This window comes from Erythrobacteraceae bacterium WH01K, assembly GCA_027941995.1.
Classification (GTDB): domain Bacteria; phylum Pseudomonadota; class Alphaproteobacteria; order Sphingomonadales; family Sphingomonadaceae; genus CAJXSN01.
The window spans coordinates 2,610,624-2,627,696 of record CP115966.1 but is presented as its reverse complement, the minus strand read 5'-3'; the positions used below and the strand labels follow the sequence as shown (position 1 = coordinate 2,627,696).

At 63.2% G+C, this 17,073-nt stretch carries 11 protein-coding genes and 1 tRNA gene; 3 read left to right on the top strand and 9 right to left on the bottom strand.

The annotated features are described in order from the left end of the window. Positions 1-3: 3 nt before the first annotated feature. Complete coding sequence (locus PF049_12960; protein WBY16482.1) at positions 4-1,281, bottom strand: lipopolysaccharide biosynthesis protein; 1,278 nt, start codon at positions 1,279-1,281, stop codon at positions 4-6. A 107-nt stretch (positions 1,282-1,388) separates the two neighbouring features. On the opposite strand from PF049_12960, the gene PF049_12955 reads away from it, so the two are divergent. Next, positions 1,389-2,120, top strand: a complete 732-nt coding sequence (locus PF049_12955; GenBank protein WBY16481.1) for a hypothetical protein — start codon at positions 1,389-1,391, stop codon at positions 2,118-2,120. Here the strand turns inward: PF049_12955 and mmsB are convergent. The 6 genes from mmsB to PF049_12925 all read right to left on the bottom strand — a co-directional run bounded on the left by mmsB (position 2,107) and on the right by PF049_12925 (position 8,340). Further along, complete coding sequence (gene mmsB, locus PF049_12950; GenBank protein WBY16480.1) at positions 2,107-2,976, bottom strand: 3-hydroxyisobutyrate dehydrogenase; 870 nt, start codon at positions 2,974-2,976, stop codon at positions 2,107-2,109. The genes PF049_12955 and mmsB overlap by 14 nt on opposite strands. Positions 2,977-3,221: 245 nt before the next feature. Beyond that, complete coding sequence (locus PF049_12945) at positions 3,222-4,007, bottom strand: enoyl-CoA hydratase-related protein (GenBank protein ID WBY16479.1); 786 nt, start codon at positions 4,005-4,007, stop codon at positions 3,222-3,224. Then, on the bottom strand, positions 4,004-5,059 hold the full coding sequence (locus PF049_12940) for an enoyl-CoA hydratase/isomerase family protein (GenBank protein ID WBY16478.1): 1,056 nt from the start codon (positions 5,057-5,059) through the stop codon (positions 4,004-4,006). The genes PF049_12945 and PF049_12940 overlap by 4 nt, the downstream gene beginning before the upstream one ends. A 12-nt stretch (positions 5,060-5,071) precedes the next feature. Next, positions 5,072-6,217: an acyl-CoA dehydrogenase family protein gene (locus tag PF049_12935; protein WBY16477.1), complete on the bottom strand. Its 1,146-nt coding sequence runs from the start codon at positions 6,215-6,217 to the stop codon at positions 5,072-5,074. A 57-nt stretch (positions 6,218-6,274) separates the two neighbouring features. Continuing rightward, the gene (locus PF049_12930; protein WBY16476.1) at positions 6,275-6,832 is read right to left on the bottom strand and encodes a hypothetical protein; all 558 of its coding nucleotides are present in this window, start codon (positions 6,830-6,832) and stop codon (positions 6,275-6,277) included. 5 nt (positions 6,833-6,837) lie between these two features. Next, a complete protein-coding gene (locus tag PF049_12925) occupies positions 6,838-8,340 on the bottom strand; it encodes a CoA-acylating methylmalonate-semialdehyde dehydrogenase (GenBank protein WBY16475.1) in 1,503 nt (500 codons plus the stop codon). Positions 8,341-8,542: 202 nt separating this feature from the next. Between PF049_12925 and PF049_12920 the strand changes: the two genes are divergently transcribed. Then, a tRNA-Gly gene (locus PF049_12920) sits at positions 8,543-8,616 on the top strand. A 60-nt stretch (positions 8,617-8,676) separates the two neighbouring features. Here the strand turns inward: PF049_12920 and PF049_12915 are convergent. Together PF049_12915 and PF049_12910 are read right to left on the bottom strand one after the other, a co-directional pair. Continuing rightward, positions 8,677-9,219: a hypothetical protein gene (locus PF049_12915; protein WBY16474.1), complete on the bottom strand. Its 543-nt coding sequence runs from the start codon at positions 9,217-9,219 to the stop codon at positions 8,677-8,679. A 77-nt stretch (positions 9,220-9,296) separates the two neighbouring features. Next, entirely contained in the window at positions 9,297-15,086 is a 5,790-nt protein-coding gene (locus PF049_12910; GenBank protein WBY16473.1) for an autotransporter outer membrane beta-barrel domain-containing protein, read from the bottom strand. Positions 15,087-15,380: 294 nt separating this feature from the next. On the opposite strand from PF049_12910, the gene PF049_12905 reads away from it, so the two are divergent. Beyond that, a complete protein-coding gene (locus PF049_12905) occupies positions 15,381-17,045 on the top strand; it encodes a tetratricopeptide repeat protein (protein WBY16472.1) in 1,665 nt (554 codons plus the stop codon). The last annotated feature ends 28 nt before the right edge of the window (positions 17,046-17,073 follow it).

The following is a 17,073-nucleotide window of genomic DNA, read 5'->3' as shown; positions in this document are numbered from 1 at the left end:
GGACTATTCGACGGGCCGGGGCGGCGCCTTCGCGGCATCCTCCGGCCTGATCCTGATATCGAGGCGGCTGAGGATCGAGACCCAGAACCCGATCACGGCAAGCGCGCTCGCGCCCAGAACGCACAGCGCGGCGCCTTTCAGGCCCTGCCAGCCCATCGCCATTTCCAGCAGCGCGAAGGCGAGGCCCATCGGCAGGGCCCGGCACAGGAAGGCCGTGCCCGCACGCCCGGCGCTGACCAGCAGCGATTCCAGGCTCGCCCCGACCAGTTCCACCGCGCCGCCAATGGCGAGGATGACCATCGCCCAGTAGACGACGCGGAACTCCTCGCCCGCGATCAGGACCAGCGCCTCGCGCCCGAACAGCAGGGCGACGCCAACGGCCAGCACACCGCCGATGAGCGCGGCATTGGCAATCCGGCGGGCGATGGCGACCGCGTCTTCCTTTGCATGGACAAGCTCCGGATAGACGGCCTTTATGATCGTCTGGGCCAGCTGGACCAGCGCCTGTCCGAGCTGGCTTGCAATGCGGAACCCGCCCGCTGCCGCTTCCCCGCCGATCGCCCCGACCAGCAGGATCATGACCTGCTTGCCCGCGACCAGCAGGCTGCCCGACAGGTTGGTGGACAGGACGAACCGCCAGGCGTCGGGATGCGCGGCGGGAATGCGGCGCAGCGATATTTCCGAGGTCTCGATCCGTTCGCTGCGCGCGGCGACAATCCACAGCGCCGCAGCGACCACGATTTCCGATGCGGCGAAGGCGAGAACGAAGCCCGTCACCGTCGGCATGAAGAGGAAGGCGAGCACGGCCCCGATGGCCCGGACAACGGGCTGCGTTGCCTCTGCCGCAGTTGCCCTTCCATACTGGAAGCGCAGGCGCAGCAGCCCTGTCGGCGTGGAGCGCAAGGCGAACAGCGAGACGAGGCAATAGCCGAAAGCCAGCCACAGCAGGTCCGCCGGCAGCGGCAGCCACAGCGGCGCAGACGCGACGAGGATCGCGGCCAGCAGCGCGCCCGTCACCAGCGAAAGCAGGTCCAGCGCGATGGCGAAGCCGGTCGCCTTCGCCGGACCTTCGCCCTCCGCCCCCCAGCGCACGACGAATTGCCATGTCTGGAAATTGGCAATGCCGGTGACGATCTGCCCCAGCGCGATGATGATCGCGAAATAACCGAACCCGTCGAGGCCCAGCGTGCGCGTCGCCAGCGGAATGTAGACGAGGCTGAGCGCGGCATTGACGCCGCGCCCGCCCAGCAGCCAGCCCATGTTCCTGACGATACGTTGCATGAAGTGCGGCCGGTCTCGCGCGGTTTGCGGTGAAGGCGGCACTTAGACGGTAGACGCCGCCTTGGCAAAACTTGTGAGCGCTTGGTCAGTGCGCCAAAGGGATCGACATGAGGATCGTCTTCAGCAGGAAGGGCTTCGACAGCGCGAGCGGCGGGGGGCCATCGCCCATCATCGAGGGACGTCCGGTCAGTCTGCCGATACCAGCCAGCCGGTATTCCCGCACGACCTATGGCGAGCTGGGACTTGGCGATGCCGCCGAAGCCGCCAGTCGCGGCGTGCTGGGCGCGGGCGATCCTTGCCATCACGATCCGATGTTCACGGGCGAGGGGATGTGCCTGTTCGGACAGTGCGGCGCCGCGCAGACGCATCTCGCCAACAGGGGCGTCGGTGTGGGTGATGTGTTCCTGTTCTTCGGACTGTTCCGCGAGGGAAGCGGCAATCCGCATCACCGCATTTTCGGCTATCAGCGGATCGAGGACATCGTCGACCTGAGCACATGCGACGAAGCGAGGCGTGGCGAACTGGCGGCGCTGGGCCATCCGCACGCGCTGGGGATGCATGCGAAGAATGATCGTATCTACGTTGGTGAAGGACGGACGGCCCAAAGGGCGTCGGACGCATTGCGGCTCACCGTTACCGAAGGTCCGCCCAGCCTGTGGAACCGGCCCGGTTGGCTGAAGAAGGGCGGGCTCAGCTATCACGACCGCGCCGACCGCTGGCTACGCGGCGGTCGCCTGCGTTCGGTCGCGCGGGGTCAGGAATTCGTGGCCGATGTCGGTCGTCGCAGGGCGCCGCGCGAGTGGCTGGAAACCGTGATCGACGAGATCAATAGGTCTTGATGATCGCGCTGAAATCCAGTCCGCCGTTACCCGCCCCGGCAAAGTCCTCGTAGAGCGAGGCAGCACGGGCACCGAGCGGCACGGCGGCGTCCGCCTTGTCGGCCGCCTCCATCGCGAGGCGCAAATCCTTGAGCATGAGGCCGGTCGCGAACCCGCCCTTGTAATCGTTGTCCGCCGGGCTTTCGACGCCGACGCCGGGGAGGGGGGTGTAGGCGTTAAGCGACCAGTTGTAGCCGCTCGATTGCGAAGAAATCTCGTAGAATTTCTGCGGATCGAGCCCCAGCTTCTGGGCCATCTTCATCGCTTCGGCCGTGCCGATCATGTGGATGGCGAGCAGCATGTTGTTGCAGATCTTCGCGGTCTGGCCCGCGCCTGCCTCGCCTGCATGGATCACGGCCTTGCCCATGCCTTCCAGAATCGGCTTGGCGCGCTCGAACGCGCTGTCCGTTCCGCCGACCATGAAGGTCAGCGTGCCGCCATTCGCAGCAGCAATACCGCCGGAAACGGGCGCGTCGACCATTTCGAACCCTGCGCCGACGGAAATCGCTTCCACTTCCTTTGCCGTGGTCACGTCGATGGTCGAACAATCGAGGAAGATCGCGCCCTTCGGTGTGGCGGCAATGACCTGGTCCCAATAGACGCTGCGAACGATTTCGCCATTGGGAAGCATGGTGACGACCGCTTCCGCACTGTCGCAGGCGCTTTCCACCGTATCGTGCGCCTCGCAGCCTGCGGCTGCGGCAGCTGCGCGTGCATCCCCGCTGAGGTCGAAGGCGTTTACGTGATGCCCCGCCTTCACGAGGTTCGCGGCCATCCCACCGCCCATGTTGCCGAGGCCGATAAAGGCGATTTTCATTCTACTCTCCGTTCAAATTATGAGTAGCCACAGTCCGAAGAACAAGCAGAGCGGCCCTGTCACAGCGAGGGCCATCAATTCTGACCAAGCACGAAAAGTTACGGCACGACGCGCGATCTTTCCGCGTCCAAACGACACACGACGCCGTTTTGAGAAGTTACCTTCGCCTTCGCGATAGTCTTTTAATTCCAACCAAGCGAGATAGCTTCCAATCGCTCCAACAATAATCAAAAGGAGTGGTTCTATCACCGACCCTTCCACTGCCCTTCACGCTTCTCGATAAACGCCGCCATGCCCTCCTTCTTGTCCTCGCTCGCGGTGAGGATCTGGAACAGGCGGCGTTCCTGTGTCAGGCCCTGATCGAGCGTCATTTCGAAGGCGCTGTTGACCATTTCCTTGTTCGCGATTGCAGCCATCGGCGGCATCGAAGCGATGGTCGCGGCGGTTTTCTTCGCCTCGGCCATCAGGTCTGCGTGGGGCACGACGCGGGCGACGAGGTTGCTGCGCTCGGCTTCTTCGGCATCCATCATCCGGCCGGTGAGGCACATTTCCATCGCCTTCGATTTGCCGACCGCGCGGGTCAGGCGCTGGCTGCCCCCCATGCCCGGTGCGACGCCCAGCTTGATCTCCGGCTGGCCGAACTTGGCATTGTCGCTGGCGATGATGAAATCGGCCATCATGGCGAGCTCGCACCCGCCGCCAAGGGCAAAGCCGTTGACCGCGGCGATCCACGGCTTGCGCGTGGTCTTGACGATTTCGCTCGTCCATTTGGAAAAGAAATCGTCCAGGTAGAAATCGGCTGCCGCCTTGTCCGACATTTCCTTGATGTCGGCGCCCGCGGCAAAGGCCTTGTCCCCGCTGCCGGTCAGGATCGCGCAGAGCTGGCTGTCGTCGGCCTGGTAGGCGGCGAACGCCTGGATCAGCTCGTCCAGCACCACGCTGGACAGCGCGTTCAGCGCCTTCGGCCGGTTCAGCGTGATTATCGTCACCGCGCCGTCGGTTTCGGTCAGGATGGTTTCGTAGTCGCTCATAGCGGTTTCCATTCTTCGTCTGCGGGCAGGGGGGCGAAGATGCTGTCGATCAGTTCCTCGCTCACATCCTGCGGAGTGGGAGGGTCCCATTTCGGGTCGTTCGTCTTGTCCACGATCACGGCGCGCACGCCCTCGGCAAAATCGGGGCGCACCAGCACGCGGCTGGCGATGCGGTATTCCATCGCCATGTTCTCGGCGAAGCTGTCCAGCTTTTCGGATTCAGCGAGTTGGCGCAGCGCGACCTTGCAGGTCTGCGGGCTCTTCGTGCCCAGCGTGTCGCGCTCCTTCGCCGCCCAGGTGTCGCCATCGTCCGCCGCCGCTTCCAGGCTGGCAAGGATGTCCTCGTAGCGGTCGGATGCGAAATGCTTGCGGATGAGGTCGGCATTGGCTTCGATACGGGCCTTAGGCGGGGTGCCGACGGGTTCGGACAAGATGCCGGAAATCCGGTCGGGCTTTTCCACGATGCGGGCCTTCAGTTCCTCCAGCATCTCGCTCGGCACGTAATGCGTCGCGATCCCCGCCCACAGGCACTCGCTCCCGTCGAGCCGCGCGCCCGTCAGCGCGAGGAACTGGCCAAGCCGCCCGCCAAGGCGCGACAAGTGCCAGCCGCCGCCGACATCGGGGAACAGGCCGATGCCCGTTTCCGGCATGGCAAAGCGGGTGTTCTCCGTCGCCACGCGGTATTTCGCAGGCATGGCGATGCCCACGCCGCCGCCCATGGTGATGCCGTCCATGAAAGCGACGATGGGCTTGGGATAGACGAACATCTGGTGGTTCAGTTGGTATTCGTCGTGGAAGAACTGGCGCCCCGCCACGCCGCCATCTTCCAGCGCGCTCTTGCGCAGCAGGTTGATGTCGCCGCCGGCGCAGAAACCGCGCCCCTCCGCATGGTCGAGGATGATGGCCTCTACGCTGTCGTCGTTCTCCCACTCCGTCAGCGCCGCGCTCATCGCGTGGCACATGTCGAGGGTGAGCGCATGGAGCGCACTGGGCCGGTTGAGGCTGATGTGGCCGACGCGGCCGTGTTTGTGGATGTTGATGTCTTGGGTCATGGTTTCGTGCCTTTACTGGCGCAGGAGGTCGCGGCCCACGATCATCCGCATGACCTGGTTCGTGCCTTCCAGGATCGAATGCACACGCAGGTCGCGCCAGAAGCGTTCGATCGGGTAGTCCTTCAGATAGCCGTAGCCGCCGAACAATTGCAGCGCGTCGTTCACGACCTTGCTGCCATTGTCGGTCGCCAGCCGCTTCGCCATGGCGGAGAAGCGCGACTTGTCGGGAGCGCCATCCGTCACCTTCGCCGCCGCGAGATAGAGCAGGGCGCGGGCGCTTTCGAGGTCGGTCGCCATGTCGGCCAGCATGAACTGGGTGTTCTGGAAGTCGGCGATAGGCTGGTCGAACTGCTGGCGATCCTTGGTATAGGCCACCGCCTCGTCGAGACACCGCTGCGCTCCGCCAAGCGAACACGCCCCGATGTTCAGCCGCCCTCCGTCCAGACCCATCATGGCGAAACGAAAACCCTCGCCCTCGTCACCGACGCGGTTGGCGACCGGCACGCGCGCATCCTCGAAGATGACCTGCGCGGTGGGGCTGGCGTTCCAGCCCAGCTTTTTCTCCGGCGCGCCGAAGCTGACGCCGGGCGTATCCTTGTCGATGACGAGGCAGGTAATGCCCTTCGTCTTGTGGTCGGAGGTGCGGACCATGGTTACGTAGACATCGTTGACCCCGCCGCCCGAAATGAACTGCTTCGTGCCGTTGAGGACGTAATGGTCGCCATCCAGCACGGCCTGTGTCTTCAGGCCTGCCGCGTCGGACCCGCTGCCCGGTTCGGTCAGGCAATAGCTGGCGATCTTCTCCATGGAGATCAGGTCCGGCAGATACCGGTCCTTTACGTCCTGCGACCCGAACTGGTCGATCATCCAGCTCGCCATGTTATGGATCGAGATGAAGGCGCTGGTGGTCGGGCAGCCATAGGCCATCGCTTCCATGATCAGCGCCGCTTCCAGCCGGCCGAGGCCGATGCCGCCGCTTTCCTCCGACACGTAGATCGCGCCGAAGCCCAGTTCAGCGGTGGACTGGATCACGTCGCGCGGGAAATGGCTTTTCTCGTCCCATTCCCCGGCATGCGGCGTGATATTGTCGGCGGTGAACCGGCGGGCCATATCCTGGATGGCAAGCTGGTCTTCGGTAAGCTGGAATTGTCCTGTCATGGCATGATCCCTAGCCGTGCTGGCGGCGCGTTTCGATAGTTATCTTGGCCGTCCGCTTCACTCACAACGCTTGCGATAGTCGAAGGGCTCCGGCGCGCCCACCGGATCGCTGACAATCAACCGCATAGCGGTGGAATCCATTTCCAGCTTCAGCGTTGCCTCCCAGGTTTCTCCTTCTCCGGACATGGCGAGGGAAACGATCAGATCGCCATTCGTCCGCCGTTCTATGCCGGTCACCTGGCCCACGGATTCGTAGAACACGATCCGGTCGCCGGAGATTTCCAGGCGAAGGTCGGAGGCTGGATTGCAGGACCCGTGAACGTAATCCCATACTCCGTGATAGTCGGCCGGAATCGTGGTCGGCGTGGCACCTGAGCCAGTGATACCGCGCGCACCGGCATCCGCTTCTGCATCTTCTTCCAGCGCGGCTTCGTCCGGACCGGTTGTTTCGTGCGCATCGCTGTCTTCCAGCAATTCCGGGAGCGGCGTTGCCCCATCCTCGATACCGCCATCCGGTTCCACCGGCATCATCGTTTCCGCCGGTTCCGGCGATTCGGAGGCGGTGCAGGCGGAAAGGGCGAGGGCAAAACCAGCGAGAGGGAGAAATGCGCGCATGGCCGTCACCCCATCGTCGGAATGACGAAGGCGTTTTCGTGGCCGCCATCCGCCGTGCCGTCGGGCCAGCGCTGGGTCACCTTCTTGTTCTTGGTCCAGAACTTCAGGCCTTCCATGCCGTACTGGTCGATATCCCCGAAGCCAGAGCGCTTCCAGCCGCCGAAGCTGTGATAGCTGACCGGGACCGGGATCGGCACGTTGATGCCGACCATGCCGACATTGACCCGGCTCGCAAACTCGCGCGCGGCATGGCCGTTGCGGGTGAAGATGGCGACGCCATTGCCGTATTGATGCTCGCTCGGCAGGCGCAGGGCATCCTCGAAATCCTTTGCGCGCACGATCTGGAGCACGGGGCCGAAGATTTCTTCCCGGTAGCTTTCCATGTCCGGCGTGACGCGGTCGAGCAGGGTCGGGCCGACGAAGAAGCCGTCCTCATGCCCCTGAAGGCTGAAGCCGCGCCCGTCGAGAACGACTTCGGCGCCTTCCTTCTCGGCCGTGTCGATCCAGCTTTCGATGCGCGCCTTGTGCTCCGGCGTGACGACGGGGCCGTAATGCGCGTCCGCATCGGTGGCGACGCCGACCCGCAGGGCGTTGATTGCCGGGATCAGCTTCTCGCGCAGGCGGTCGGCGGTGTCCTCGCCCACCGGCACGACAACCGGCAGCGCCATGCAGCGTTCGCCGGCAGAGCCGAAAGCAGCGCCGGCCAGATCGTTCACAACCTGGTCGAGATCGGCGTCGGGCATCACGATCCCGTGGTTCTTGGCCCCGCCAAAGGCTTGCACACGCTTCGCATTCGCCGCGCCGCGTTCGTAGATATACTGCGCGATGTCCGACGATCCGACGAAGCTGACGGCCGGGATGTCGGGGTGGTCGAGGATGGCATCGACCATCTCCTTGTCCCCATGGACGACCTGCAGCAGGCCTTGCGGCGCCCCCGCTTCCAGGAACAGCTCTGCCAGCCGCACAGGCACGCTGGGGTCGCGCTCCGAAGGCTTCAGAATGAAGGCATTGCCTGCCGCAATCGCCATGCCGAACATCCACATCGGGATCATGGCGGGGAAGTTGAACGGCGTGATGCCTGCGCCGATGCCCAGCGGCTGCCGCATGGAATAGACGTCGATGCCGGGGCCGGCGCCTTGCGTGTATTCGCCCTTCAGCGCCTGCGGGATGCCGCAGGCGAATTCGATGACTTCCAGCCCGCGCTGCACGTCGCCATGCGAATCCTCGACGACCTTGCCGTGCTCGCTGGAAAGCAGTTCGGCGAGTTCCTGCTTGTTCTCCTCGACCAAGCGCTTGAACTCGAACATCACGCGGGCGCGTTTCTGCGGATTGGTCGCGGCCCAGCCGGGCTGCACTTCCTTCGCTTTCGCAACGGCAGCGTCCAGCGTGGAGGCATTGCCGAGCACGACCTCGGCCTGAACTTCGCCAGTGGAGGGGTTCCAGACCTTGTGGGTGCGGCCCGTGGCGGCGGGGGAGCCCCCGGCAATCAGGTGGTCGATCTGGCGCATGATAGTCTCTCCGGTTTTCGATTTGCCGTGTATCTAGACCCCCGCCGCGCTCACACAAGCCGGGCGGCCAAGATAAGTCGGTATGACGAGGGCCGAGGCGCGACCAACCGCGCCCGGTCCCGCCAGCCGCCGCTGAGCGTGCGACCGGTGTTTATATTGACCGGGCCCCGTCCATCGGCCACAGGCATCGCCCGGCGAACGCGCGGGTGTAGCTCAATGGTAGAGCAGCAGCTTCCCAAGCTGACGACGAGGGTTCGATTCCCTTCACCCGCTCCAGCGCTGCCTTCCCAAAACCGCTGCTCGGCAACACTGGAGAGCTTTTGCGCTTCGTTAGGCCTAGAACAGCCAGTCACGCACGAGAGAGGCGAGTTGGGATTGCGAATGCCGGCCGGTAGAGCGCAGGGCGCTCTTGATCTGGTTGCGGACCGTATGGACCGAATGGCCCGTTTCGCTGGCAATTCTTAACGCGCTCTTGTCGGTGGCGAGCGCGCAGGCGACCTCCAATTCCTTGTCCGTCAGCGGCAAAGGGTGGTCCGCCGGCACCGGCAATTCGCGCGCTGCCTTGAGAGGGCCCGTGGTGAGGGCCAGCATACGGCAGGCCCCGGGCGCGTGCGGGAAATGGACGTAACGGACCAGGAAGCTGGAACGTTCTGCCGTCCAGGCGAGCACGTCACGGCACGAAATCTGAGCTTCTGCCCCTGCCGAGCCGAACGACGCATGGGCAGGACAACCGTTTTCGATAACGGTGCCTATGGCCTGCAACGTTCCCGCCTCGAAACGCCCGGCGATTCCTTCCAGTACGCCGTCCGACAGAAGGGCTCTGACCCTGCCGGGGAAGACGATGCCTAAAGCGGAAAACAATTCCTCGCAATTCGTCACGTGGCTGTCCTGTCATCCAAAAAGAAGAAGGCGGGACTCCGAAAGGGAATCCCGCCTTCTCGTCTCGTCGGCCGTGGTCAGAAGCCGATCGTTACGCCCGCATTGACGCTCGTGACATCGACATTGCTGCCGGTCGCATAGCTGGCGCGCAGGAAGGCGCCCGAGTTTACACCGATATCCGCGAACAGTCCGGCGCCGATGGTGAAGTATCCATCCGGATCGACACCCTGAAGGCGGAAGCTGTTGGCCGGAGCCCCGAGATAGGCGACATCGCGGAACGAGGCGTTGTCGTCATCGAAGCTGTAAGCCAGCGTGACTTCGGGACGCAGCGTCGCAAGGCCGGTTTCGAACCTTGTTCCTGCCCGCAGGCCCAGCGTCGGGGTGAAAACCGTCTCATCAGCGTCCTGGACCACCAGGTTGACTGCGCCGGCACCGTCTTCGGTAAATCCGTCGAAATCGAACTGGCGGAATGTCAGCTGGCCAAACGGAGCCACCCAGCCATTGCCGAAGTCGACCATGTATTCGGCCCGCAAATCGCCGCGCAGCTCGGTGCTGTCGAATTCGGAGAATGCGGTCCGGGACAGGGTCGGCATGACCCGCGAGGCGTTCCAGTCACTCCAGCCATAGACCACATCCGCGCTGATGGCGAAGTTGCCGAAGCCCTGGCGCAGATAGGCACCAAGCATCCAGGTATCGGCTTCTGCCATCAGCAGGTTGCTGTCGGCATTGGCGCTGATCCGGCCATAGCCGACACCGGCGCCGATTTCACCGTTGCCGGTGGCGATACCGAAGCCTACGGACCCGCCGTAATTATCGGCTTCGATGTCGCGCGATCCGACAGCGCTGTCGCCTTCCAGGTCGACGAAGTCGCCCGACGGGGCAAGCCACACATTGAAGCCGCTTGCGCCATCCGGCACGCGCCGGCTGCTGATTGCATCGACGAACGGAGCCGTCGTTTCCAGCGTGGCGAGCGAACCGTAGAATTCGCCGGACGCCAGTTCGTTCAGAGCCGTGCCGACCTGGTCCATCGTCAGCAGCGTATCGAAACCGACGAAGATATTGGCGAGATCCTGTGCCAGCACGAACCGGTCTCCGGCAATGCCGATACCGCCCGCAGTTCCGGACTGGATCGTGGTCACCACGTCGTCGAACGACGCGCTGAGGGCCGAGCCTGCAGCGATTGCGTTCTGGTTGTTACCGGCTGTTTCGAACCCGGCACGGTCTGCGCTTGCAAACACGATGGTCCGCCCGTCTTCCGAACGGGTATCGAGATCGAAGCTTACGAAGTTCGAACTGGAGTTGACGTCGACGCCTGCGCTGGTCGTAACCGTACCGGACACGCTTGCGATATCTACCGTCTGGCCATTGGTGAACAGGCCGCCCGTCGGGCTGACCAGTTCCACCGTGCCGGCCAGGTCCATGTCGCCGTCGACCGTCAGGAAGCCCATGCCGAGTTCGGTGAAGGCCTGCCCGAAGGCATTTTCCGGTGTGGTGAACAGTCCGGATGCCAAACCGATGGACTGGACTGCCAGCGGGTTGGTGGAAACGCTGATGCTGGAGAATGCCGGGTCGACGACCCGTACCAGGGTAGGCATCACACCGACCGAGAGCGTACCGCTGCCGGTCTGCACGAAATCGCCGTTCTGGTAGACTTCGACACCGTCGATTGCGTTCACCGAGGCATTCGTGCCGAACAGCGGGGCGGGAAGGTCGATCCTGTTGCCCAGGACCAGCCCGGCAGAATTGACGATATCGCCGCGAATGCCGAACACGGCACCGGTTCCGGCCGTGGCCAGCTGGATTTCCCCGCCGTCGATGGCGAAGGTTCCGAGGTCCAGCGTGTAATCGGCCAGGGTGTTGGTGTTGGTCATCGGCGCAAAGGGTGCACCTGTGATCAGGAACACACCGTCACCGGTCTTGGTCAGGGTGTCGACGCCCAGTACGCGCGCTCCACCTGCATAGGCAGAAAGGTCGCCTGCAGCAGCAATACCCGGATCGGCATCGCCGAACGCCGTTTCAAGCTGGGACAGGGCAACGTTGCCAAGTCCGAGGAAGCCGGCGCCATTCAGGGTCACGTTGGTCGCGGTAAAGCGTTCACCCGTTTCCTCGTCATATTCGGCAAAGACGCCGCCGCCCGTCACCGATCCGCTGTTCAGCGCAATGTCGGCCGTAATGGAGCTCGTCTGTTCCCGGTCGTCGAGCTGTCCGAAAACACCCGTCACCGAAATCGTTCCGCCGACAAGGCCGTTCTGTTCGACGGCATAGCCCTGTTCGATCGCTTCGGCGAGGTCGAGGACTTCCTCTTCGCCGAGCTGGGTCAGCGTGTCGACCGACTGCGTCGTGTAGTTATCGACGCTCCTGCCCAGCTGGATATCTCCGCGGATCACACCGTTATTGACCAGTGTTCCGTCCAGCGCCTCCAGGGAAGCGTTGCCCGTGACGAGGCCATTATTGGCGATCGAGGCCGAACCGCCGGTCGCGGCATATGTCGTCGTGGTCGTATTCACCCGGGTCACATCGCCCCGGTCGGTTTCGGTCGTGATCGAAGAGGTGTTCTCGTACAGCGAGGATGCGTGGAGCGATCCAAAGATCTGTCCGTTGTTGACCGCCGATGCGTCGGTCGCGCTAATGACCGAGACAGAAGCGTTGGCACCGTCGAAATCGGTCCCGCCATCGAAGCCGATGCGCCCGTCATTGACCAGGCTGGCCGGCCCGCCGTTGCCGATTTGCTCGGACGTGCGCGTCACCGTATCTGGCGTTCCGCCGATGAAATCGGTTTCGTCGCTGGTGGACGCGCTATCGTAGAAAACGTCGCCGACCTGCATGAAGGCACCGTTGGTTGCCGCGAGGACCGTGCTGTCTGCACCGATGACGGCGCTGGAGCCATCGCGGCCGATGACCGTGATGTTGCCGAAATTGGCGGGAACATCGCGATTTCCGGCATCGACTGCCAGGCTCGCCGTTCCGCCGGTTGCGGTCGACGTCGACTGCGATGAACGTGCAATCGTCGCGCCGTTCGCCGTCTCTTCCTGGACGGCAAAGGAGGTATCGCTGCCTTGCGCAAATACCGAGACGGAACCGCGGACCTGGCCGGTCAGGACGGCATCCGCATTGCCTGCATTGGTAAAGAGCGAGAGGCTCCCTCCGGCACCACTGGCAACATCGCCGTAACCCAGCGGACCTGCATCGCCGACACCGATCGTGCCGGCAACATCCGCCACAACGTCGCCGCCGGTCGCCATGGACGCCCGCGAATAGTCATTGGTGGTCGACGATCCGGTCGGCGTGCTGCTGCTGGCAAACGTGCTTTCATTCGACAACGACGCCCCCTGGCTGCTTTGCACGACCGATCCGCCGACCGATCCGTCGGCGCCCAGTACGAAGCTGTTGCTACCAGCCGAACCGTTCGTGAAGACCGATCCGCCCACTGCGCCTTCGCCGATGGTGACGGCAACGTCGCCATCGCCGGCGACACTCGAATAGCTGGACGTGGTGACGAAGTCGCTGGTGAGGAAGTTGCCGTCCTCGTCATACGTCGTGAGCTGGCTGCTGGAATCGCTGCTCTCGGACCCGCCAAAGCTCTGCGCGGTAGCGGTCAGGCTGCCTTCCACGATCCCGCCATTGTCGATGACTGCCGTTGCATCGCCCGTTGCGTAAAGGCGTGCGTCCTGCGTTATCCGGCCGCCGTTCACGATAAGCGAACTGTCGTTTTCGGTCTGGTCGTTCGTGTCTGTCGACGATGTATTCGATTCAAACCGGCGAATATCGCCGTCCGCATCGTATTCGAGGGTCGTGTCTTCGGAGAAGGACGATGTGAATTCGGATCCGGTTGCTTCGCCGTAGAAGTTGCCGAAGATCGTGCCTGTCACTGTAGCGGCGCTGTTGCCGCCCCTGGAAACCTGGGTGACCGATCCGTCGCTGGCATCTCCGAACGGTGCGAACTGGACGGCTCCGTTCGTACCGGCGTAAAGCCCGGTTACATCACCGCCGCTCGACGAGTTCGATTGCTCGCCGTCCCGCTCGATGGTCCGGACGAAGCCGCCTTCGGGCCCGGGCGTGTTGACGATCGTATCCGTCCTGGTTTCGGCAGACGTGCTGTCGGTACGAATGCTCTCGACGTTTGTCGTACCGATTACAGCACCTTCGTTCACATAGTCGGCACTGCTGCCGCCCAGCACCGTGACCGATCCCGTAACCAGGCCGCCTTCCGCATTGGCGAAGCTGGCATCGCCGCCAACGCTCGTGCTCGAATCGCGGCTGGTGCTCCGGTCGACGGTCGTCGTGACGCCATCGTCATCGGTGTCGCTGTCGGACGAGCTGGTCTGCTCGCTTGCGAGATTGGTCGCGTTGGACAGGACGCGCACATCGCCATTAATGCGTCCGGCGTTGGTCACGCTGCTGGCGGTATGGCCAAAGGCAGACACCAGGATCGGACTGGTAGCGTCAAGACCGATGAGGGCGCCTTCCGCGTTATCGATCGATGCCGTACCGCCCGTCCGCACCGTGGTTGACGAACTGGTGGAAGCGCCACTGCCCGCTCCGTCGGACGATGACGAAAACTGGCTTAGCGTATCGCTGCCCGATGCGTTGGCGTTGATCGAACCTGTCACGACGCCTTCGTTCGAAACGCTGGCATCGTCGTTGCCGAAAGCACCGACATCGCCCCTTACAGAGCCGGTTTCGCCGATGGCGATGGAGGCATCGCCGCCAGAACTGGTGCTTTGCTGGCTGGACGTGCTGGAAACCGCGGTTCCATCACTTTCGCTGAAAAAGGTGTCGACGCGGTCCGTGCCAGAAGACGTGGCGAATGCAGCGCCGATAAAGGCCTCGTTGCCGACCGAGCCATCGATAATCACGGTGGCGGAGTTCAGGCCGTTCGCCTGCACATCGCCGCTGACAGATCCGGTCTCGCCGACGGCGACCGACGCGTCGCCGCCCAGGGCAGTCTCCGTGGTCGTCTCGTCATAGGTGCTGTTGTTGCCGTCACTGGTACTGACCGAAACCGTCGACCGCGCCGTGACATCGGAATTTGCGCGGGCACTGTCATACTGCGTCAGCGATCCGACCGTTCCGTCGACCGCAACGCTTGCATCTTCCAGTCCGACGGCGCGGACCGATCCGGTATTCGCTTCCTCGCCGATGACAACCGATGCGCTGCCACCTTCGTAGGTGAATCCGGAAGACGTGGTCGTGGTGGTGACGCCGTCTTCGGTTTCGGTGTCACTGGTGAAAGGCTGCGATACGAATACCTGCGACTGGACCACGATATCACGGAGGTCGGAATCGTCCGTGGACGTTGCCGCAGTGCCGACATCGCCTTCGATGACGGCCTCGGCAGAGGTTCGCGAGCCAAGATAGACAGCCTGCGATCCGAAGCCGTCGATTTGTCCGGTGCTGATCAGCGTCGCGGGGCCCGTCACGTTGACGAAGACACCGCCTGCAAGAAGACCGCTATTGGTCAAAGCAACTTCGCCGCCGACATTCTGCACCGAAACATTGCCGGTAATCGAACCGCTATTATCCAGGGAGAACGTGTTGCCGGCATCATCGGCCGTTCCGAAATATCCGATCCCGACCGGCGCATCTTCGGTGCCGATCGCCCCTGCATTATCGATGGCGACCTGTCCCTGCTGCGTCGGGAAGATCTGACTGAATGGCTGGGTGACGAGTGCGTCGTCGACAAATTCCAGCGTGACGTCATTGCCTGCGACGCTGGCTAGGGCGGCGTTGACTTCGGTGGCCGTACTGTCGGCAGTGCAGGTGACGGTCGAACCGTCTACCTTGCAGGCCGCGTTGGCCGGTGTCGCCAGGCCCGTGATGATTGCGGCGGTGGCTACGCCCAGCGCCAGCTGCGTCTTCTTCTGCATTGAATTACCCCTGTGCAGTTTACGATTCCAACTCCGCAGACCTTCCTGGTGCGGATTGCGGCGGGGTATGACCGAAGCTGCGTTCGAAAGGCGCTCGTCTCGCGTGAGCAAAGCGTTCGAATCGCGTGAAAAATAACTTTTCTGGGCTAATCAGGCTTTATAGTTCCCACATTCCTGATTATCGGTACCGGCGAGAACAATGCTCTGAATACAGGGTGAAATTTGGTCGCGTCGAACCAGCTTGAGCTTTCCGCCTTTATTCGGGTCGGCGGGGAGACATTTTCGGGGTACGTAATGAGCGACCAGCCAGATGCATTGATCTACCTTTTCGGCACACCACGCGTGGAATCGTCTGCGGGGCGACGCGTGGAAATCAGCAGCAAGAAAGCCATCGCCCTTCTGGCGACACTGGCCACGGCAGACCGGTTCGAACGGTCGCGCACCTGGCTTCAACGGGTCCTGTGGGGCTCTCGCGCGCAGAAGCAGGCGCAAAGCAGCCTGCGCCGGGAATTGTCGAACCTGCGTGCCGTTTTCGCGCAGGCCGGGCTGGACGTCCTCCGGTCCGATAACCGTATAGTGAGTCTCGACGAAAGCCGCGTGCATGTCGATGTGTCCGACGAGCATGGCCGGGGTGGCAAGCTGCAATTCTGCGAGGGGCTCGATCTCGCCAGCGAGGAGGAATTCGAGGAGTGGCTGCGAGACATGCGGCTGCATTTCGACCGGGAAACATACGACCGCCCGCGCAGCATCCAGCGTGTGGAACCGGTTTCGGACCGATCTGCATTGCCGCCTTACATCGCGGTCGTACCGCCTACGGCCGCAGGGCATGATGCGGCCGCCGCGATGATGGCGCGCTCGATCGGTGACGGCCTGTCTGTTGCTCTCACGCGAATGCGGTGGCTTCCGATCGTATCGGGCGACGGCGAGCACGACCGGCAAACACCTGCTTGCCGGTATCTGCTGGAAACGAATATCATTCCGTCGGAAGGCGAAATGCGGGCGACATTCTCGTTCCTCGAAATGCCCGGGCGGATCATCCGCTGGACGGACACGCGGACCATCAGTCCGCAGGACCCTGCCTCGGCGGCGGACGAGATCGCCCGGATCGCCAATTGCGTGGGGGCGTCTTTCGATGTTTGCGAACAACGCCATTTCGACACCTCTGCCTCCGGCGCGATCGACAGTGTGAACGAGGAACTCTGGCGTATCAGGTTCCACATCAATCAGTTCAATAGGGAATCCTTCGCCAAGGCGCGGATCCTGATCGATCAGGGGATGCGCAAAACGCCGGAAAACGGCGAGTTGCTGATGCTCCAGGCCAATCTGGAACTGTGGCAACACTGGGTCGACCGCGCCACGGCTACTACCTTCAGGGACCTAGCGGTCCTGATCCGCGCCGCAATGCGCGCCGACCCGCTGGATGCGCGCGGCCCGCTATTCAATGGCATACTGGAAACTTGGCAGCGACGACCCGGCTCCGCACGGACCCATCTGGAGCAGGCTTGCGCGCTCGATCCCGGGCTTGGGCAGGCCTATGTCCATTTGGGATCGACCTATTACCTGGCGGGCGATCCCGAACCGGCGATCGACTTGCTGAAGCACGCGCTTTTCCTGACCCCGCTCGATCCGAAACGTTTCCTGGCACTCGGTGCGCTTGGCACGAGTTACTGGATGCTGGGACGCTACGAGGAAAGCCTGGCGACAGCCCAGACGATACAGGCAACCCATCCCGGCTATGTCCTCGCCCACGTTCTGGAAACGGCATCGCTGGCCGCGATGGGCCGAACAGGCGAAGCGCGGGAGGTCAGGGCGGAACTGATCGATCGCAAGCCGAACCTGTATCGCGGAATGCTGCAGTGGATGCCGTTCGTCGACCGCGGCTGGATTGCGAAGCTGCGGCAGGCTGTGGAATTCGACCGTATCGTCCCATCCAGCGAACAGCTGGCGCGGTGTAGCTGAGGTCTGCCGCAGCAGGACCGGCTCAACC